Below are 18,402 nucleotides of genomic sequence, written 5' to 3' on the forward strand. Positions count from 1 at the left end.
GATGGCCACACCCACAACTGCGGCATCAGTGAGTGCCGCGAACACAGCAGAAAAGGCGCCTGCGGGCATCAAACGCGTGGTGGCAGCCGCCATGGCGGGCGCCGTTGCCGAGTGGTACGAATTCTTCCTGTATGGCACCGCGTCCGCGCTGGTCTTCGGCCAGTTGTTCTTCCGCCAGACCGGCAGCGCGATGGACGGCATCATCGCGGCATTCGCCCTCTATGCCGTGGGCTTTCTCGCCCGCCCCATCGGCGGCCTGGTATTTGGCCACTACGGTGACAAGGTCGGGCGCAAACACTTGCTGCAGATCAGCCTGATCGTGGTCGGGGTGACCACCTTCCTCATGGGCTGCCTGCCCACCTTCGAACGCATCGGCTATGCCGCCCCCATCCTGCTGGTGGTATTGAGATTGATCCAAGGCTTTGCCTTTGGCGGCGAATGGGGTGGGGCCGTGCTGCTGGTGTCCGAACACAGCCCGGACAACCGTCGCGGCTTCTGGGCCAGCTGGCCGCAAGCGGGCGTGCCGGCAGGCAACCTGATTGCCACGGTCATCCTTCTGCTGCTCTCGACCAACCTGTCCGAAGCGCAATTTCTCGACTGGGGCTGGCGCGTCGCCTTCTGGTTCTCGGCCGTGGTGGTGCTGATTGGCTACTGGATCCGCACCCGGGTCGATGATGCCCCCATCTTCAAAGAGGCCCAGGCCCGCCAGCAGCGGGTGGAAAGCCAGCAACTGGGCGTGGTCGAGGTGGTCACCAAATACTGGCGCGAAGTGCTGATCGGCATCGGCGCCCGGTTTGCGGAAAACATCCTCTACTACATCGTCGTCACCTTCTCCATCACCTACCTGAAGCTGGTGGTGCACAAGGACACGTCAGAAATCCTGCTGCTGATGTTTGGCGCTCACCTGCTGCACTTCTTCATGATCCCGCTCATGGGCTACCTCTCGGACATCATCGGCCGCAAGCCTGTGTACCTGATCGGCGCCGTGCTCACCGCGTTCTGGGGCTTCGTCGGCTTCCCGATGATGGACACCGGCAACGACTGGCTGATCATGGCGGCCATCACCCTGGGCCTGGCCATCGAGTCGATGACCTACGCGCCCTACTCCGCCCTGATGGCCGAACTGTTCCCGACCCATGTGCGCTACACCGCCCTGTCGCTGTGCTACCAGGTGGCGCCGATCCTGGCCGGTTCGCTGGCGCCGCTGATCGCCGTGACCCTGCTGAAGGAATACAACAGCTCCACACCGATCGCCTGGTACCTGGTGGCCTCCGCCGTGATCTCGATCATTGCCGTCGCCGGTGCCAGGGAAACACGTGGCAAGTCGCTGCGGGCGGTGGATGAAGAATCCCTGGCACGCACCGCCGACCGCTGACAGACCAACAAGAACGACAACCCTCGAGGTAATGACCATGAGCAACATCTTCACCGGCACCATCCCCGCACTGATGACCCCGTGCACCCCCGAGCGCAAGCCTGATTTTGACGCCCTGGTGCGCAAAGGCCGCGAACTGATCGAAGCTGGCATGAGCGCCGTGGTGTATTGCGGCTCCATGGGCGACTGGCCGCTGCTCACCGAGGCAGAGCGGCAGGAGGGGGTGGCACGCCTGGTAGCGGCCGGCATCCCAACCATCGTCGGCACCGGTGCGGTCAACTCCCGCGAAGCCGTGGCCCATGCCGCCCATGCGGCGAAGGTTGGCGCCCAGGGGTTGATGGTGATCCCCCGTGTGCTGTCCCGTGGTGCGTCGGCAGTGGCCCAGAAGGCCCACTTCAAGGCCATCCTCGATGCCGCCCCGCAGCTGCCGGCGGTGATCTACAACAGCCCGTACTACGGGTTCGCGACCCGCGCCGACCTGTTTTTCGAACTGCGCCGCGAGCACCCCAACCTGATCGGCTTCAAGGAGTTCGGCGGCGCTGCGGATATGCGTTATGCCGCAGAGTTCATCACCGCCAAAGATGATGACGTCACCTTGATGGTGGGCGTCGATACCCAGGTGGTGCACGGGTTCGTCAACTGCAATGCCACCGGCGCCATCACCGGCATTGGCAATGCGCTGCCGCGCGAGGTGCTGCACCTGGTGGCGCTGGCCAAACGTGCAGCCCAGGGCGATGCCAAAGCGCGGCGCCTTGCCGGGGAACTGGAAGCGGCCCTGGCCGTGCTGTCGTCCTTCGATGAAGGCTGCGACCTGGTGCTGTACTACAAGCACCTGATGGTGCTCAACGGCAACCCGGAATACGCCCGGCACTTCAACGAAACCGATGCATTGACCGACGCCCAGCGCCGCTATGCCGAACAGCAGTACGCGCTGTTCCGCGCCTGGTACGCCGACTGGTCGGCGGCCAACAACGTAGACTGACAGCGCGCAGCCATGCCCCCTTCCCTTGGGCAGGGGGCAGCAGTGTGTAAGATCTACCCTTGCGGCCAACTTTCACGGGCATTACCTTGGCAGCAACCCTCGCCCTCTCGGACATCGTCAAGGACTTCAAATGCCGTACCCCAGCGCGACCCAAGCGTTCAGACAGGGCGCCCACAGCGTCCTGCCGTTGACCTCCGGGGTCGTGCCGTTCGGCTTGATCACCGGGGTCACAGCCATCGGCATGGGCCTGTCGCCCGCCGATGCCATCGGCATGACCTTGCTGTTCTATTCAGGCTCGGCGCAAATGGTGGTGATGCAGTTGATGCAGAACAGCGCCCTGCCGGTAACCATGGTGGTCACGGCGCTGGTGATCAACCTCCGCTTCCTGATGTACAGCGCCAGCCTGGCCCCGCACCTTGGCCACCTGCCGCGGCGGCGCAAGTGGCCGATGGCCTACCTGCTTTCGGACCAGTCCTTTGCCTTGTGTTCGTTGAAAATGGCCTCGGGGGAACTGGGCCGTTTCGCCTTCCACTACTACGCCGGCACGGCCATCACCATGTGGTTCGGCTGGAACCTCTCGGTGCTGGCCGGCATATACCTGGGCGCGGGCATCCCGGAAGACTGGTCCCTGGGCTTTGCCATCCCCTTGTCGTTCCTGGCGCTGCTGATCCCCAGCCTGCGCAGCCCGGCGACCATTGGCGCGGCATTGACCGGTGGTGTACTCGCCGTGCTGGCGGTAGACCTGCCCTATAACCTGGGCCTGTTGGCGGGTGCACTAGGCGGGATCATCGCCGGCCTGCTCCTCGAGCGCCTGCAAAAAGGCAGAACCGTGCAGCCTGTGGCTGATGAACACCGCGAACAGGAAGCATCATGAGCGAAATGACCCCATGGATGACCTTCTTGCTGATCGGCCTGGGCACCTTCGCGGTGCGCTTGTCGTTCATCGAGTTCTACGCCGTGCTGCGCATACCGCCGCTGTTTCGCCGCGCCCTGGCGTATGTGCCGGCCAGCGTGCTGGCCGCACTGGTGCTGCCGGCCGTGGTGCTGCCTGACCGGCAGGCCGACTTCGACTGGCTGAACCCGCAGATACCGGCTGCGATACTCGCGGGCCTGGTGGCCTGGCGAACGCGCAGCACGCTGCTGACGCTGGGCGTGGGCATGGGCGCGCTGTGGGCGTTGAAGCACTGGGGGCTGTAGGCTTTGGCGAAGGGCGTGAAGAAATGGCGTCCCAGGCAGGAATTGAACCTGCAACCTTCCCCTTAGGAGGGGGATGCTCTATCCAATTGAGCTACTGAGACGCAAACACCGGCAGTGAGCACTGCACGGTTGGACGGCCAGCATGTTAACCAGCATGCTGGCATTTGTCATGCTGCAACAGGCCTTTTTCACGTAATCCTTTTCTGCGGGCCGGTGCCGGGCGCGTCTGGCCCGGCAATCACGCCTTCATCGTGCAGCAGTTTGAACAACCTGGTCACCGCCGCTTCGAGCGTGGTGGAGTTGTCCAACACATGCACTGACGGATCGGCGACCGCCTGCAGCCCGCTGTTACGTGCCAGGCGCTGCTCGATCTCTTGCGCGGTCTCCCGGCCTCTGGCAAGCAAGCGCTCGCGCAGCACCTGCGGTTTCACGTCGATGAGCAGCGGCAGAAGGCCCGGGTAGCGCCGCCGCGCTTCGCTCAGGTAGGCCCGGGAACCGTTGACCAGTACCGGCCTGCCCGCCTGCAGCCATTGATCGACCTGTAGCGGGATGCCGTAACCCAGGCCATTGGCACGCCAGTGCATGGCGAAAGCACCTTGGGCACACAGCGCTTCGAACTGCTCGGCAGTGACGCCATGGGCAGCTTCACCCTTGGCTTCGGCCGAACGGGTGATGACGCGACGGGCGATTTGCACCCCGGCTGCAACAAGTTGTTCGCGCGCGGCATCGATCAGGGAATCTTTCCCGGAACCCGAGGGTCCTATGAGAAATATCAGCCGGCCTGTCGCTGATCGACGAGCGCTTGCGTCATGTTGCATAGCCACTATGCTCTAAGGAAGGAAACCCGCGCATTCTAGGTGTTTTCTTGGCCTTTTGCTGCGTTTTACCAGTTTTTGACGGCAGAAGAATGACGGCAGGGCAAGTTGGGGCAGGTAAAACTTTTCAAACCAGTGCTCATTTCTGATAATTGGTACTGGCATAAAGCCTTTATCCAGCTCACTATTTGTCACAGAATTGACGCCAAGGAAACGGCGAGCATGAGGCAAGATGAGCATCCAATTTTCCATGTCGGTTGAACATTTTGTCGTCGTCACGGTCGTACTTCCACCCCCGTGCGGCCAATTTGACAACCGCGTCCCCTGAACCAGAAAATCCGGTCAATTTATATGCGCCCATTGAAACAGGCTATTTATTCGAGCCGCACTGCTGACAAGTTTGTCGTCCGCCTGCCAGACGGGATGCGTGAGCGCATTGCCGAGGTAGCGCGCAACCATCACCGCAGCATGAACTCCGAAATCATCGCGCGCCTGGAACAGAGCCTTATCCAGGAAGGTGCGTTGGGTGACGAGCTGAGCATGCGCCTGGACAGCCCTGAACTGTCCCTGCATGAGCGCGAGCTGCTGCAGCGCTTCCGCCAACTGTCGCACCGACAGCAGAACGCTCTGGTCGCCCTCATCGCTCACGATGTGGAAATGGCCGCAGACGCTTCCTGACGTCAGCTTGCAATCGAGTACAAAAAAGCCAGCGTAAGCTGGCTTTTTTGGTTCTGCCTGTGGGAGCCGGGTTCACCCGCCCCCACACGCCGGGGTTCAGAGCAGGAACAGCGTCGCCAGCCCGAGGAAGATGAAGAACCCGCCACTGTCGGTAACCGCAGTGATCATCACACTCGACCCCATCGCCGGATCGCGCCCCAGACGCGTCAGCGTCATCGGGATCAACACGCCCATCAGCGCGGCCAACAGCAGGTTAAGCGTCATCGCCGCGGTCATCACCAGGCCCAGCGACCAGCTGTCATACAGCCAGAACGCCACCACGCCGATTACGCCACCCCAAATCAGGCCGTTGAGCAGCGACACCGCCAGCTCCTTGCGCATCAACCGACTGGTATTGCCTGGCGACACCTGGTCCAGCGCCATGGCGCGCACGATCATGGTGATGGTCTGGTTGCCCGAGTTACCCCCAATACCTGCCACGATCGGCATCAGCGCAGCCAGCGCCACCAGCTTCTCGATCGACCCCTCGAACAGGCCGATCACGCGCGAGGCCAGAAACGCCGTGATCAGGTTGATGGCCAGCCATGCCCAGCGGTTGCGCAGCGAACGCCAGACCGAAGCGAAGATGTCTTCTTCTTCGCGCAGACCTGCCATGTTCAGCACTTCGCTCTCGCTCTCCTCACGGATCAGGTCCACCATTTCGTCGATGGTCAGACGGCCGATCAAGCGATCGCTCTTGTCCACCACCGGGGCGGATACGAGGTCGTAACGCTCGAAGGCTTGAGCAGCGTCGTAGGCATCTTCATCGGGGTGGAAGGACACAGGGTCGGTCGCCATGACCTCCGCCACCTTCTTGTCCGGGTCATTGACCAGTAGACGCTTGATAGGCAGCACGCCCTTGAGGATGCCGTCATAGTCGACCACGAAGAGTTTGTCGGTGTGGTTCGGCAACTCTTTCAGGCGGCGCAGGTAACGCAACACGACTTCGAGGCTGACGTCTTCGCGGATGGTGACCATCTCGAAGTCCATCAGCGCACCCACCTGCTCCTCGTCGTAGCTCAACGCCGAGCGCACACGCTCGCGTTGCTGGGCATCGAGGGTTTCCATCAACTCGTGAACGACGTCGCGCGGCAGCTCCGGCGCCAGGTCGGCGAGTTCGTCGGCGTCCATTTCCTTGGCAGCAGCGAGCAGCTCGTGATCGTCCATGTCGGCGATCAGCGACTGACGAACCGAATCGGAAACTTCAAGCAGGATGTCGCCGTCGCGGTCCGAGCGCACCAGCTGCCAGACCGTCAGGCGGTCTTCCAGGGGCAATGCTTCGAGGATGTAGGCGACGTCGGCGGGGTGCAGGTCATCGAGCTTGCGTTGCAGCTCGACCAGGTTCTGGCGGTGGACCAGGTTTTCCACCAGGTCGTGGTGAGCACCCTCCTGGCGGTGGGTGAGGTCTTCGACCACACGCTGACGCTGCAGCAGTTCGACCACCTGGGCCAGGCGATCCTGCAGGCTCTCTTGCGCTTTCTTTACTTCTACTTCAGTCATAGGCGAGCTCCACTCCCAGCAGCGGAGCACGCCGGGGGAATCAATCGGTCAGATCTTTCTGTATGAAACTTGTTAAGGAGTAACTACTGGGTAAGTCCATGGTGGTATTCCACAAGCCCCGGCGGGGCTGACGGGCGCAATCATACACTGCCTCGGCGGGCAGATCGCTTAAATTTTTGGCCAGAACAATCGTTTGCGAGATAAAGCTAGGACAACGCTCGAAGCTATCAGTGCGACGGCTGTACTGGATCAGGAAGCACATTTGTTTTCTTGGCAGGCGGCGCGCCAGCTTCTGGCGGCACCCCAGCGATTACAGAAAAGCTTAGTTGGACATCGCCGACAATTCAGCGAAACAGAAAAACAAAAAGCCCGCTTGAATAAGCGGGCTTCTTGTTTGTGTGTGGCGGACTCAGCAGGATTCGAACCTGCGACCGCTCGGTTCGTAGCCGAGTACTCTATCCAGCTGAGCTATGAGTCCGCAATGGGTAGTTTTAGACCAGATTACCACTGGTTGTCTGAAGTAGCTTTGCAAGCAGAGCCACTTCAAAAAGTGGCGGACTCAGCAGGATTCGAACCTGCGACCGCTCGGTTCGTAGCCGAGTACTCTATCCAGCTGAGCTATGAGTCCGCAATAGGTAGTTTTAGACCAGATTACCACTGGTTGTTTGAAGTAGCCTTGTAAGCAAAGCCACTTCAAAAGTGGCGGACTCAGCAGGATTCGAACCTGCGACCGCTCGGTTCGTAGCCGAGTACTCTATCCAGCTGAGCTATGAGTCCGTGTCTTGCCGCGCATTATAGGCCGCTGAATCATTTTAGCAAGAACTTTTTTCGTTTAATTTCAACGACTTAGCGTTCTTACCGATTACAGCGCCCTAAGCGAATAATGGCGGTGAAGGGGGGATTCGAACCCCCGATACCCTTATGAGGTATACTCCCTTAGCAGGGGAGCGCCTTCGGCCACTCGGCCACCTCACCGCAACACGAGGCGAATATTAAAGAACCTCTTTCACCTTTGCAACCCTTTTTTTGAAAAAAACTTCAAAAAAATTAAAGGCTTGGCTCTTCATCCTTCTCCTTCTTGATCCGCAGGTAGATTTCCTCGCGGTGAACAGCCACTTCTTTAGGGGCGCTGACGCCAATACGCACCTGGTTGCCTTTGACGCCAAGCACCGTCACGGTGATCTCGCCGTCTCCAATGATCAGGCTCTCGGCGCACCGACGAGTCAGAATCAACATAGCTTTCTCCTTACGCATAACTTTCAGGGGTAACAGTCTTGGGTATCAGGGCCTGGCCGTGGACGACGACCCAGGCCCTGGTTGTTCGCCACGCAGGGCAAGCGCCTGCCTGGCGAGCAGAAACGCGAAGGGCGCGGCAAGCCGCGCCCTTCCAGGCAGCGCCTTACTCGCCCTGTCGGGCAGGAGCGTCGAGCTCGAACGCGGTGTGCAGCGCGCGTACGGCCAGCTCCAGGTACTTCTCTTCGATCACTACCGACACCTTGATCTCGGAGGTGGAGATCATCTGGATGTTGATGCTCTCCTTGGCCAGGGCTTCGAACATGCGGCTGGCAACGCCGGCGTGTGAGCGCATGCCAACGCCAACGATCGAGACCTTGGCGATCTTGATGTCGCCGATCACTTCACGGGCACCGATTTCGCGGGCGGTGTTTTCCAGCACGCTTTGCGCCTTCTCGTACTCGTTGCGGTGTACGGTGAAGGTGAAGTCGGTGGTGTTATCGTGCGCAACGTTCTGCACGATCATGTCGACTTCGATGTTCGAGGCGCTGATCGGGCCGAGGATCTTGAAGGCCACGCCCGGGGTGTCCGGCACGCCGCGAATGGTCAGCTTGGCTTCATCACGGTTGAAGGCGATACCGGAAATGATCGGCTGTTCCATGGATTCCTCTTCATCAATGGTAATGAGGGTACCTGGACCCTCCTTGAAGCTGTGCAGCACGCGCAGCGGGACGTTGTACTTGCCGGCGAACTCCACCGAACGGATCTGCAGCACCTTGGAGCCGAGGCTGGCCATTTCCAGCATCTCTTCGAAGGTGATCTTCTCCAGGCGCTGCGCCTGCGGCACAACGCGCGGGTCAGTGGTGTAGACGCCATCGACGTCGGTGTAGATCTGGCACTCGTCGGCCTTGAGCGCCGCCGCCAGGGCCACGCCGGTGGTGTCGGAGCCACCACGGCCAAGGGTGGTGATGCTGCCGTGCTCGTCGACGCCCTGGAAGCCTGCAACCACGACCACGCGCCCTTCCTTGAGGTCGTTACGAATCTTCTGGTCGTCGATCTGCAGGATGCGCGCCTTGTTGTGCGAGCTATCGGTCAGAATGCGTACCTGATTGCCGGTGTAGGACACCGCTGGCACACCACGCTTGATCAAGGCCATGGTCAGCAGGGCAATGGTGACCTGCTCACCGGTCGACACGATCACGTCCAGCTCACGTGGAACCGGCTGATCGGTGATCTGCTTGGCCAGATCGATCAGGCGATTGGTTTCACCGCTCATGGCCGACAGCACAACCACCAGGTCGTCGCCTGCCTCACGGTGTTTCTTGACCTTTTCGGCTACCTGCTCGATCCGCTCGATGGAACCGACAGAGGTGCCGCCAAATTTCTGTACGATCAACGCCATTTCAATGGTGCCTCAGCCCATACAGGGCCCCAAAAAACAATCCAACATGAAGGGGCCGGCGACTACCCGCCGGCCCCCTCATCTCAAAGTCCCTGCTCTGCGAACGGCACGGCCAGCGCCAGGGCCTGGTCCAGCGCAGCGACGTCGACGCCACCACCCTGGGCCATGTCCGGACGGCCACCGCCCTTGCCACCCACTTTTGCTGCGGCTTGTTTCATCAGATCGCCAGCCTTGAGTTGGCTGGAGAGGTCTTTGGTCACGCCGGCCACCAGCACGACCTTGCCCTCATGCTCGCTGCCCAGCAGGATCACTGCGTGGCCGAGCTTGTTCTTCAGCTGATCGACCAGGGCCAGCAGGGCCTTGCCATCCTGCCCATCCAGGCGAGCGGCAAGTACCTTGGCACCTTTGACCTCAACGGCCGCGTTGGAGAGATCATCCCCGGCGGCGCTGGCGGCTTTGGCCTGCAGCTGTTCCAGCTGCTTCTCCAGCTGACGGTTGCGCTCGAGCACAGCCGACAGCTTGTCGATCAGGTTGTCACGATTACCCTTGACCAGTTGCGCGGCTTCCTTGACCTGCTCTTCGGCAGCGTTCAGGTAGGCCAGCGCAGCCGCGCCGGTAACCGCTTCGATACGACGTACGCCAGAGGCCACGCCGCCTTCGCTGATGATCTTGAACAGGCTGATATCACCCGTGCGCTTGGCATGGATACCACCGCACAGCTCCACCGAGAAATCGCCACCCATGCTCAGCACACGCACGGTGTCGCCGTACTTCTCGCCGAACAGGGCCATGGCGCCTTTGCGCTTGGCGGTTTCGATGTCGGTCACCTCGGTCAGCACTTCGGTGTTGCGGCGCACTTCACGGTTGACGATCTCTTCCAGCGCCTTGATTTGCTCTGGCTTGACCGCCTCGAAGTGGCTGAAGTCGAAACGCAGGCGCTGGCTGTCGACCAGCGAGCCCTTCTGCTGTACGTGGTCGCCCAGCACCTGGCGCAGCGCTTCGTGCAGCAGGTGGGTGGCCGAGTGGTTCAGCGAAGTGGCGTGCTGCACTTCGGCATCGACCTTGGCCTCGACCTCGGCACCCACGCTCAGCGCACCGCTGGCCACCACACCGTGGTGCAGGAAGGCACCGCCGGTCTTGGTGGTGTCGCGCACGTCGAAGCGCACGGCGCCAGCCTGCAGGTAACCGCAGTCACCGACCTGGCCACCGGACTCGGCGTAGAACGGCGTGCGATCGAGGACCACTACACCCTGCTCGCCCTCGCCCAGTTGCTCGACGGCCTGGCCGTCCTTGTACAGGGCGATGACCTTGGCCTGGCCTTCAGTGGTGGTATAGCCCAGGAAGTCAGTGGCGGTGTCGACCTTGACCAGGCTGTTGTAGTCCATGCCGAAGGCACTGGCAGAGCGGGCACGCTCACGCTGGGCGTCCATTTCGCGCTCGAAACCGGCTTCGTCGATGGTCAGCTCGCGCTCACGGGCGATGTCGGCGGTCAGGTCCATGGGGAAGCCGTAGGTGTCGTACAGCTTGAACACCACGTCACCCGGGACCACGTCACCCTGCAGTTGCGCCAGGTCCTGTTCGAGGATGCGCAGGCCTTGCTCCAGGGTCTTGGCGAACTGCTCTTCTTCAGCCTTGAGCACGCGTTCGATATGCGCCTGCTGGCTTTTCAGTTCAGGGAAGGCTTCACCCATTTCGGCCACCAGCGCGGCAACGATCTGGTAGAAGAAGCTGCCCTTGGCACCCAGCTTGTTACCGTGGCGGCAAGCGCGGCGGATGATGCGGCGCAGCACGTAGCCACGGCCTTCGTTGGATGGCAGCACGCCATCGGCAATCAGGAAGCCGCAAGAACGGATGTGATCGGCGACCACTTTCAGCGACGCCTGGCTGTCATTGCTGCAACCGATGGCCTTGGCCGCCGCGCTCAGCAGGTTCTGAAAGAGGTCGATCTCGTAGTTCGAGTGAACATGTTGCAGTACCGCACTGACCCGTTCCAGGCCCATGCCGGTGTCTACCGACGGGGCTGGCAGCGGGTGCAAGACGCCATCGGCGGTGCGGTTGAACTGCATGAAGACGTTGTTCCAGATCTCGATGTAACGGTCGCCGTCTTCTTCCGGGGAGCCGGGTGGGCCGCCCCAGATGTCGGCGCCGTGGTCGTAGAAGATCTCGGTGCAGGGGCCGCACGGGCCGGTATCGCCCATGGTCCAGAAGTTGTCGGACGCGTAGGGGGCGCCTTTGTTGTCACCGATGCGCACCATGCGCTCGGCCGGCACGCCGATTTCCTTGGTCCAGATGTCGTAGGCTTCGTCATCGGTGGCGTACACGGTAACCCAGAGCTTTTCCTTGGGCAGGTTAAGCCACTTGTCCGAGGTCAGGAAGGTCCAGGCGTAGGTGATCGCGTCACGCTTGAAATAGTCGCCGAAGCTGAAGTTGCCCAGCATCTCGAAGAACGTATGGTGACGCGCGGTGTAGCCGACGTTTTCCAGGTCGTTGTGCTTGCCGCCGGCGCGTACGCACTTCTGGCTGCTGACCGCGCGGGTGTAGGCGCGTTTTTCCTGGCCGAGGAAGCAGTCCTTGAACTGGTTCATGCCGGCGTTGGTAAACAGCAGGGTCGGGTCATTGCCCGGAATCAGGGAGCTGGAGGCGACTCGGGTATGCCCCTGCTCCTCGAAGAAGCGAAGGAAGGCTTCACGGATTTCTGCGCTTTTCATAGGTTCTTCCACGGAAACGGCGGCCCTGATGGGCAAACGCGTCGACGAAACGACGGCAAAGGGCCGCATTATATCGGTCCTGCAAGCTCGGTGCAGTGTGTTTATGCGATGGAAAACGTCGATTAGACGGTTTTCAGGCGGTTGCAAACGAAAATGACATGACCGGATGCTAATTGCAGCCTTTCGCCACTGGCAAGCCCATTACGGCCGAAGGGAAGGGAAAATGGAATAGACGGTGAATTAAAAGGTTTTCATTCGAAATCGGATCCAAACCGACTCTCTCACTGGCGGCGGGTTGGCCGCGCCGACCGGCAAGCGGCACCCTCCATAGCACACTAAAGAATGTCTCAGCGCTATCTGTGTAGCGCCCTGTGTCCTGCGTTCATACCTAGTCTGGCCAACCCTTTTCCCAGAGCACATGCACATGACTACCCATGCAGTAACTGCGCAGCGCGTGGACGGTAATGACAGAAGCAAAGGCGCCGGTTTCGGCGAAATGGATGAAGCAATCGGCTATGACAACCCGTCGCCTTCAGGGCTCGGCGTCTCACGGGTCTATTTCAATTACGAGCTGTTCGATCTCTACAAGGCGCCCTTGGTACATTTTCAGCGCAGGGTCATCGAGGCCATCGATGACGAGGAAAACGTCGGTAACCTGGACGAGATTCTGGTCTGGTTGAGTACCGCCAATGTGAAATTGAGCCAGGGCAGCGATATCACCCTGGAAGTCGAAGGCGAATCTTTCATCATTCAGCAGGCCTCACCTGAGCAGCGGCTTCATTTGCTGTTCATGGGCACAATGCTGCCAGAAACGATTGGCGCTGGCGTCACGTGCCCGCTGCGCATTGACGCCAGCGCCGACCCGGACAGGCATTTTGAAATCACCGCCATCGAAAACCTGTACCTCTACGGCACCCCACAGTTCCTGGCACGCGTCTTCGAACAGCTGGCCCTTCTGCCGGGCTACCCCGAACTCAAGCGGCTTCTGGATACAGCGCGCCAACAGTACGCCAGCGTGCCTGATATCGTGCTCATGCAGCGCCATGCCGGGCCGCCGCAACAGGGCCCGGGCTTTGACCTGCAACGCGTGATCCCTGCCAAGTATTCACATCTGCTGCCGGGCAGCTACACCGCTGTGCTTTACGACCCCTATGACGCCAGCGGCCTCGACGGACTGACCACGTTGGCGAGAATCCTGCAGCAGGCCTATGACGCACTGGCACCAGACATGCTGGCCCCTGCCCCAACGTCAGCCGACTGACCGGTTCAGGCCAGACTACGCCCTTCATCAGGCACGATGAGAATCCCTGCCCTGAGGCCATTCCTGACCTTGGGGTTGGGGAAGATGATGCGCGCACCCTCCTCTTCGACTACCCAGCGCATCTCGGCCAGGTCTTCAGCCAACAGGTAACCTTTGCTCAACTCGGAGAAGTTTTCGATATCCGCCGGCAAGTGCAGGCGGAAGCCCTCGCTGTGCTTGATGATCTCGCGGGCGACACTGAACAGTTTCAGGCCATCGAGCGAGTCTTGCGCCTCGGGTTCGGTGCCTTCGATGATCTGGATCAGGCGCTTTTCCAGCTTGTCCAGATTGACCTCTTCGTTCTGCCCGAACGGCCGCGCCCTGCCCAACTCCAGGGTAAACGCCTCGGCATCGAGCTGCTCATAGGTGAATGCACTGAAGGTGATGGACGACTTGCTCTGCAGCAGCACCGCCTCCATGCCGGCTGCCGCCAGGCGCGCCAGCTCTCGACGAGAATGTTTGCGCCCTTCCTTGTACGGGTACAGGGCGAACTGCTCGATCTTCGAACCACGGATGGCGGTATGCAGGTCGTAATGCAAGCGCAAGCGCTCGGGCTTGCTGAAGAACACCCGGGCAAACTGCTCAAGCTCCGCGGCGCGCAGCGCCTCGAAACCACTGGAAAGCTCGTGACGGCCATTGAACAGGCGGTTGATGTCCTGCTCGATGAAGCGCTCGCCCTTGCGGATGGCCGCCGGGTTACCGAACAGGAACAACACCCGCGCGCACGGTTTGATCTTGCCATTGGCCACGCCATGCAGCAGCCGTTCGAGCAATTCGATCGGCGCTGTTTCGTTGCCATGGATGCCGGCCGACAACAGCAGGTCGAGCCCGCAATCTTCAGCCTCGGTCGGGCGCACTTCGAGTGCGCCCTCCCCCAGCCAGCGCAAACGCACGCCCTTGGGTGTAACTTGGGTCTTCTCGGCCGGTTCGTGATCGGTCAAGGTCAGCTCAAGCAATTTGCCGAGGGCGAGCATAGGCACTTCCTTAGTGTTGGTGGCCGCAGTCGGGGCCATGGACGTGATCGTCGCCGTCAGCGACTTCGGCCGGCTCCATCTCCAGCTGCAGGCTGACCAGGTTGGTGGCCATCGGGCGCAGCAGCAGGTTGGCGTACTCGGTGTCGTCTTCCTCGACGTCCACGCCAATCAGCAACTGGCCGCGGCCGTCCTGCTGAATCCACACTTCCTTGCCTTGCCAGACAACGGCAAAGCGGGTGCAGGAAGTTTCCAGCTGGGTGCCGTCTTCGTCTTCGAGGATCAGGCGCAGGGCATCGGTCATTACTTAGTCTCTCTTCAAGGTTGGCGTTGGAACGGATAGACCGAACCCAATTGCAGAATCTGAGTCAACTCATCCAGTGCCGTACGGCATTCGACCAACAACTGCGGGTCGGCAAGGTCCGCTTCGCCCATGCGGTCGCGGTAATGCTTGTCTACCCACTGCAGCAGCGTGTCGTACAGCGGCGCGGTCATGATAACGCCTGGATTGACCGCCGCCAGTTCCGATTCCTTCAACGCTACGCGAAGACGCAGGCAAGCAGGGCCCCCGCCGTTCTGCATGCTTTGCTTGAGGTCGAACACCTTGACCTCGCTTACCGGGCCGCCCTGCTGGGTCAACTGGCCAAGATAAGCCCAGACCCGCTCGTTGCTCCGGCATTCTTCCGGCACCACCAACAGCATGGAGCCGTCATCGCGGCTGAGCAGCTGGCTGTTGAACAGGTAGGAACGCACCGCATCCTCCACCGCCACTGCCGCACGCGACACACGGATGGCCTGGAAGTTGCCACCCTTACTGGCCAGTTTAGCTTGCAGCTGGCCAAGCACCGCATCGGTCTCGAGGAAGGCGTCTTCGTGGTAGAACAGCACCTCGCCGTTACCCACCGAAATCACGTCATTGTGGAACACGCCCTGGTCGATCACCGCCGGGTTCTGTTGAGCGTAGACCACGCCGTCGTCGCTCAGGCCATGCAGCCGGGCCACGGCTTGGGACGCTTCCAGGGTCTGGCGCGCCGGGTACTTCTGCGGCGCGGGGTAGCGGCTGTCGAACGCGCTGCGGCCGTAGACGAAGAATTCGACGCCCGCTTCGCCGTAGCGACGGCAGAAGCGTGTGTGGTTGGCCGCACCCTCGTCGCCGAACTGCGCCACCGCCGGCAACGCCGGGTGGTGAGCGAAGTGCCTGTCATCGGCGAACATCGCACCCAGCACACGGCTGGTGGTCGGGTGCTCGATACTGCGGTGGTACTTGCAGTTGAGGTTGGCGGCCGTGAAATGCACGCGACCATCGGCCGTGTCGGCACTGGGGCTGACCGTGGCGGCATTGGCCACCCACATGCTCGACGCCGAGCAACTGGCGACCAGCAAGGGCATGGCTTCCCTGGCTGCGCGCTGGATCACCTCGGCATCGCTGCCTGAGAAGCCCAGGCGGCGCAACGCGGCCACGTCTGGCCGTTCCTGCGGGGCCAGCACGCCCTGCTTGAAGCCCATGTCGGCCAGGGCCTTCATTTTTGCCAGGCCCTGGCGCGCGGCTTCGCGCGGGTTGGACGACTGCTGGCTGTTGCTCTGCGAAGCCACATTGCCGTAGGACAAGCCGCCATAGTTGTGGGTTGGCCCCACCAGGCCATCAAAATTCACTTCGTAGGATTTCATCGGCTAGGCTCCGAGACCGTTTGTTATAGGGTGACGCCCGGCGTCAGGGTTGCCGGCAAGGCGAGGCTGGCGGTCTCCAGCGAGGCCACGGGGTAAGCGCAGTAATCGGCTGCATAGTAGGCACTGGCGCGGTGGTTGCCGCTGTTGCCGACGCCACCGAACGGCGCGCTGCTGGCGGCACCGGTCAGCTGCTTGTTCCAGTTGACGATGCCCGCCCGGCTGCGCAGCCAGAAATACTGGTAGCGCGCGCGGGAGTCGGAGAGCAACCCGGCGGCCAGGCCGTACTGGGTGTTGTTGGCCTCATCGATGGCGGCATCGAAGTCGGTGTAGCGAATCACCTGCAGCAACGGGCCGAAGAACTCTTCGTCAGGGCGCCCGGCAACGGCGCTGACATCGAGGATGCCAGGCGTCAGCAGTGCGGCGTCGGCCTGCGGCTGAGTCATCTCCAGCAACTTCACGGCGCCCTTGCCCACCAGGTCGGCCTGGGCTGCAAGCAGCGCCTGGGCCGCCTGCAGCGATATCACCGAGCCCATGAACGGCGCTGGCTGCTGGTCGAATGCGCCCACCGTGATGCTTCTGCACACCTCGACCAGCCGCGCGATCAGCGTATCGCCCCAGGCCCCTTGCGGCACCAGCAGGCGACGCGCGCAGGTGCAGCGCTGGCCAGCGGAAATGAATGCCGACTGGATGATGGTGTACACCGCAGCGTCGAGGTCCTTGACCTCGTCCACCACCAGCGGGTTGTTACCGCCCATCTCCAGCGCGAGAATTTTGTCCGGGCGCCCGGCGAACTGCTGGTGCAGCAGGTTGCCGGTGCGACTGGAGCCTGTGAAGAACAGCCCGTCGATCCCCGAGTTGGCCGCCAGCGCCACACCGGTTTCGCGCGCGCCCTGCACCAGGTTGAGCACACCGGCGGGCAGGCCGGCAGCGATCCAGCAGTTGACGGTCAGCTCGGCAACCTTGGGCGTCAGCTCGCTGGGCTTGAACACCACGCAGTTACCCGCCAGCAGCGCCGGCACGATATGCCCATTGGGCAAGTGGCCCGGGAAGTTGTAAGGCCCGAACACCGCCACCACACCATGTGGCTTGTGCCGCAACACGGCGGTGGCATCGGCCAGCGGGCCGCTTTTTTCGCCGGTCCGCTCGCGGTAGCTCTGCACCGAAATCGCCACCTTGTTGACCATGCTGGTGACTTCGGTCGCAGACTCCCACAGCGGCTTGCCGGTTTCTTCACCGATGCAATGCGCCAGCGCCTCGGCATGCTGTTTCAGCTGTTCGGCGAATTTTTCCAGCACGTCGATACGCGCTTCCAGGCTCAGTTGTGCCCAGGCCGGAAAGGTCTGGCGAGCGGCCCGCACGGCGGCATCAACCTGGCTGGCATCGGCACCCTGCCCTTCCCAGACTACGGCCTGGCTCACCGGGTTGAGCGATTGCAGGGCGGCGCCCTGGCCGGCCTGCCAGTTGCCGGCGATGTAATGCGTGGTCATTTACTGGGCCTCCCGGCTAGCCGACAGCGGCACGGCCCGCACGTTGTCGCCAGCCCCCATGCGCAGGCGCTTGGCGGTCAGCGGGTCGACCACCAGAGTGCCTGCCGCCAGGCGTGCGGGCGCGGCGGTGATGCGGCAGTCGTCGCGTTTGCGGTTGTGGATGATGTAAGGCGTCGCGTCATCGCCGGGGGTGCCGACCGCCAGCACCAGGGTCTGGCTTTCGCGCACGGCGCGAATTTTCGCGGTCTCGCATTCGATGGCAGGGCCAGCGTCGAAGATGTCGACATAGCCTTGGTAGCTGAACCCTTCCTGCTTGAGCATGGCCAGCGCAGGCTCGGTGTCGGTGTGCACACGGCCGATCACATTGCGCGCCGCCTCGGACAGGAAGCAGGTGTACAGCGGGAACTTGGGCATCAGCTCGGCGATGAACGACTTGTTGCCCACCCCGGTCAGGTAGTCGGCCTGGCTGAACTCCATCTTGAAGAAGTGCCGGCCCAGGCTTTCCCAGAACGGCGAACGCCCCTGCTCGTCGGACATGCCGCGCATCTCGGCGATGATCTTCTTGCCGAACAGCTCCGGGAATTCGGCGATGAACAGCATGCGTGCGCGTGACAGCAAGCGGCCGTTGAGGCCAGAGCGGTGGTCGCTACGCAGGAACAGCGAGCACAGCTCGGAGTTGCCGGTCAGGTCGTTGGCCAGGAACAGGGTGGGGATCTCGCGGTAGATGTTCAGCTCCTGCGAGGCGCTGACGGTCAGGCCGACCCGGTAGTTGTACCAGGGCTCACGCAGGCCGACGGCACCGGCGATGGCGCTGATGCCCACCACCATGCCTTCGTCATTCTCCAGCACGAACAGGTAGTCGGTATCGCCACGTTCGGCTTCACCACGGAAGCTCTTTTCGGCCCAACCCACGCGATGCCCGAGGCGTTCTTCGTTGGCCGGCAGCGTAGTCAGCCCAGTGGTGCCGGTGCTGCGAGCCAGTTCGATCAGCGCGGGTAAATCGCTGCTGCGTACGGGACGAACGATCATGCTATCTCCTTGAGCGGC

17 protein-coding genes and 5 tRNA genes are annotated in these 18,402 nt (G+C 61.8%); 6 read left to right on the forward strand and 16 right to left on the reverse strand.

The window, feature by feature from the left end; translation table 11 throughout:
• Position 1: 1 nt before the first annotated feature.
• From abaF to LOY26_RS19420, 4 genes are all read left to right on the forward strand, one after another.
• Positions 2-1,375 carry a fosfomycin efflux MFS transporter AbaF gene (abaF, locus tag LOY26_RS19405; RefSeq protein WP_274098337.1) on the forward strand — a complete coding sequence of 458 codons (1,374 nt, stop codon included), beginning with the start codon at positions 2-4 and terminating at the stop codon, positions 1,373-1,375.
• Between the two features lie 37 nt (positions 1,376-1,412).
• Positions 1,413-2,357, forward strand: a complete 945-nt coding sequence (locus LOY26_RS19410) for a dihydrodipicolinate synthase family protein (RefSeq protein WP_408980744.1) — start codon at positions 1,413-1,415, stop codon at positions 2,355-2,357.
• Positions 2,358-2,487: 130 nt separating this feature from the next.
• Positions 2,488-3,231 (forward strand): AzlC family ABC transporter permease, encoded by a 744-nt coding sequence (locus LOY26_RS19415; RefSeq protein WP_186656191.1) that lies wholly within the window; start codon positions 2,488-2,490, stop codon positions 3,229-3,231.
• On the forward strand, positions 3,228-3,554 hold the full coding sequence (locus LOY26_RS19420; RefSeq protein ID WP_033699548.1) for an AzlD domain-containing protein: 327 nt from the start codon (positions 3,228-3,230) through the stop codon (positions 3,552-3,554). The genes LOY26_RS19415 and LOY26_RS19420 overlap by 4 nt, the downstream gene beginning before the upstream one ends.
• A gap of 24 nt (positions 3,555-3,578) precedes the next feature.
• Here the strand turns inward: LOY26_RS19420 and LOY26_RS19425 are convergent.
• The 3 genes from LOY26_RS19425 to LOY26_RS19435 form a co-directional block, all read right to left on the reverse strand.
• Positions 3,579-3,655: transfer RNA gene (locus tag LOY26_RS19425), tRNA-Arg, on the reverse strand.
• An 87-nt stretch (positions 3,656-3,742) separates the two neighbouring features.
• Positions 3,743-4,372 carry a phosphonate metabolism protein/1,5-bisphosphokinase (PRPP-forming) PhnN gene (gene phnN / locus LOY26_RS19430; RefSeq protein ID WP_258714009.1) on the reverse strand — a complete coding sequence of 210 codons (630 nt, stop codon included), beginning with the start codon at positions 4,370-4,372 and terminating at the stop codon, positions 3,743-3,745.
• A gap of 12 nt (positions 4,373-4,384) precedes the next feature.
• A complete protein-coding gene (locus LOY26_RS19435; protein WP_081874734.1) occupies positions 4,385-4,609 on the reverse strand; it encodes a hypothetical protein in 225 nt (74 codons plus the stop codon).
• 111 nt (positions 4,610-4,720) lie between these two features.
• Here LOY26_RS19435 and LOY26_RS19440 point away from each other — a divergent pair, with 111 nt between their 5' ends.
• Positions 4,721-5,047, forward strand: coding sequence for an Arc family DNA-binding protein (locus tag LOY26_RS19440; RefSeq protein WP_033699552.1), 327 nt, complete (start codon positions 4,721-4,723; stop codon positions 5,045-5,047).
• Positions 5,048-5,143: 96 nt separating this feature from the next.
• Here the strand turns inward: LOY26_RS19440 and mgtE are convergent, their stop codons facing one another.
• The 8 genes from mgtE to alaS all read right to left on the reverse strand — a co-directional run bounded on the left by mgtE (position 5,144) and on the right by alaS (position 11,929).
• Positions 5,144-6,586: a magnesium transporter gene (gene mgtE, locus LOY26_RS19445; protein WP_033699555.1), complete on the reverse strand. Its 1,443-nt coding sequence runs from the start codon at positions 6,584-6,586 to the stop codon at positions 5,144-5,146.
• Positions 6,587-6,987: 401 nt separating this feature from the next.
• Positions 6,988-7,064: transfer RNA gene (locus LOY26_RS19450), tRNA-Arg, on the reverse strand.
• Positions 7,065-7,137: 73 nt separating this feature from the next.
• Positions 7,138-7,214, reverse strand: a tRNA-Arg gene (locus tag LOY26_RS19455).
• 72 nt (positions 7,215-7,286) lie between these two features.
• A tRNA-Arg gene (locus LOY26_RS19460) sits at positions 7,287-7,363 on the reverse strand.
• 107 nt (positions 7,364-7,470) lie between these two features.
• Positions 7,471-7,561, reverse strand: a tRNA-Ser gene (locus LOY26_RS19465).
• Positions 7,562-7,633: 72 nt separating this feature from the next.
• On the reverse strand, positions 7,634-7,822 hold the full coding sequence (csrA, locus tag LOY26_RS19470) for a carbon storage regulator CsrA (RefSeq protein WP_003254503.1): 189 nt from the start codon (positions 7,820-7,822) through the stop codon (positions 7,634-7,636).
• Positions 7,823-7,985: 163 nt separating this feature from the next.
• Positions 7,986-9,221, reverse strand: coding sequence for an aspartate kinase (locus LOY26_RS19475; RefSeq protein ID WP_033699557.1), 1,236 nt, complete (start codon positions 9,219-9,221; stop codon positions 7,986-7,988).
• 83 nt (positions 9,222-9,304) lie between these two features.
• Entirely contained in the window at positions 9,305-11,929 is a 2,625-nt protein-coding gene (gene alaS, locus LOY26_RS19480) for an alanine--tRNA ligase (protein ID WP_186657945.1), read from the reverse strand.
• Between the two features lie 424 nt (positions 11,930-12,353).
• Between alaS and LOY26_RS19485 the strand changes: the two genes are divergently transcribed.
• Positions 12,354-13,190: a hypothetical protein gene (locus LOY26_RS19485; protein WP_258714010.1), complete on the forward strand. Its 837-nt coding sequence runs from the start codon at positions 12,354-12,356 to the stop codon at positions 13,188-13,190.
• A gap of 5 nt (positions 13,191-13,195) precedes the next feature.
• Here the strand turns inward: LOY26_RS19485 and astE are convergent, their stop codons facing one another.
• Genes astE through astA form a run of 5 tightly spaced genes read right to left on the reverse strand, consistent with a single transcriptional unit; the run spans position 13,196 to position 18,384 of the window.
• Positions 13,196-14,203 (reverse strand): succinylglutamate desuccinylase, encoded by a 1,008-nt coding sequence (gene astE / locus LOY26_RS19490; protein WP_186657949.1) that lies wholly within the window; start codon positions 14,201-14,203, stop codon positions 13,196-13,198.
• Between the two features lie 10 nt (positions 14,204-14,213).
• A complete protein-coding gene (locus tag LOY26_RS19495; protein ID WP_033699561.1) occupies positions 14,214-14,504 on the reverse strand; it encodes a topoisomerase II in 291 nt (96 codons plus the stop codon).
• 14 nt (positions 14,505-14,518) lie between these two features.
• Positions 14,519-15,868: an N-succinylarginine dihydrolase gene (gene astB / locus LOY26_RS19500; protein WP_186657951.1), complete on the reverse strand. Its 1,350-nt coding sequence runs from the start codon at positions 15,866-15,868 to the stop codon at positions 14,519-14,521.
• 23 nt (positions 15,869-15,891) lie between these two features.
• Entirely contained in the window at positions 15,892-17,355 is a 1,464-nt protein-coding gene (gene astD / locus LOY26_RS19505) for a succinylglutamate-semialdehyde dehydrogenase (protein WP_258714011.1), read from the reverse strand.
• Positions 17,356-18,384: an arginine N-succinyltransferase gene (gene astA, locus LOY26_RS19510; protein ID WP_186657955.1), complete on the reverse strand. Its 1,029-nt coding sequence runs from the start codon at positions 18,382-18,384 to the stop codon at positions 17,356-17,358.
• Positions 18,385-18,402 lie beyond the last annotated feature (18 nt).

The organism is Pseudomonas sp. B21-047 (assembly GCF_024748775.1).
GTDB lineage: Bacteria > Pseudomonadota > Gammaproteobacteria > Pseudomonadales > Pseudomonadaceae > Aquipseudomonas > Aquipseudomonas capeferrum.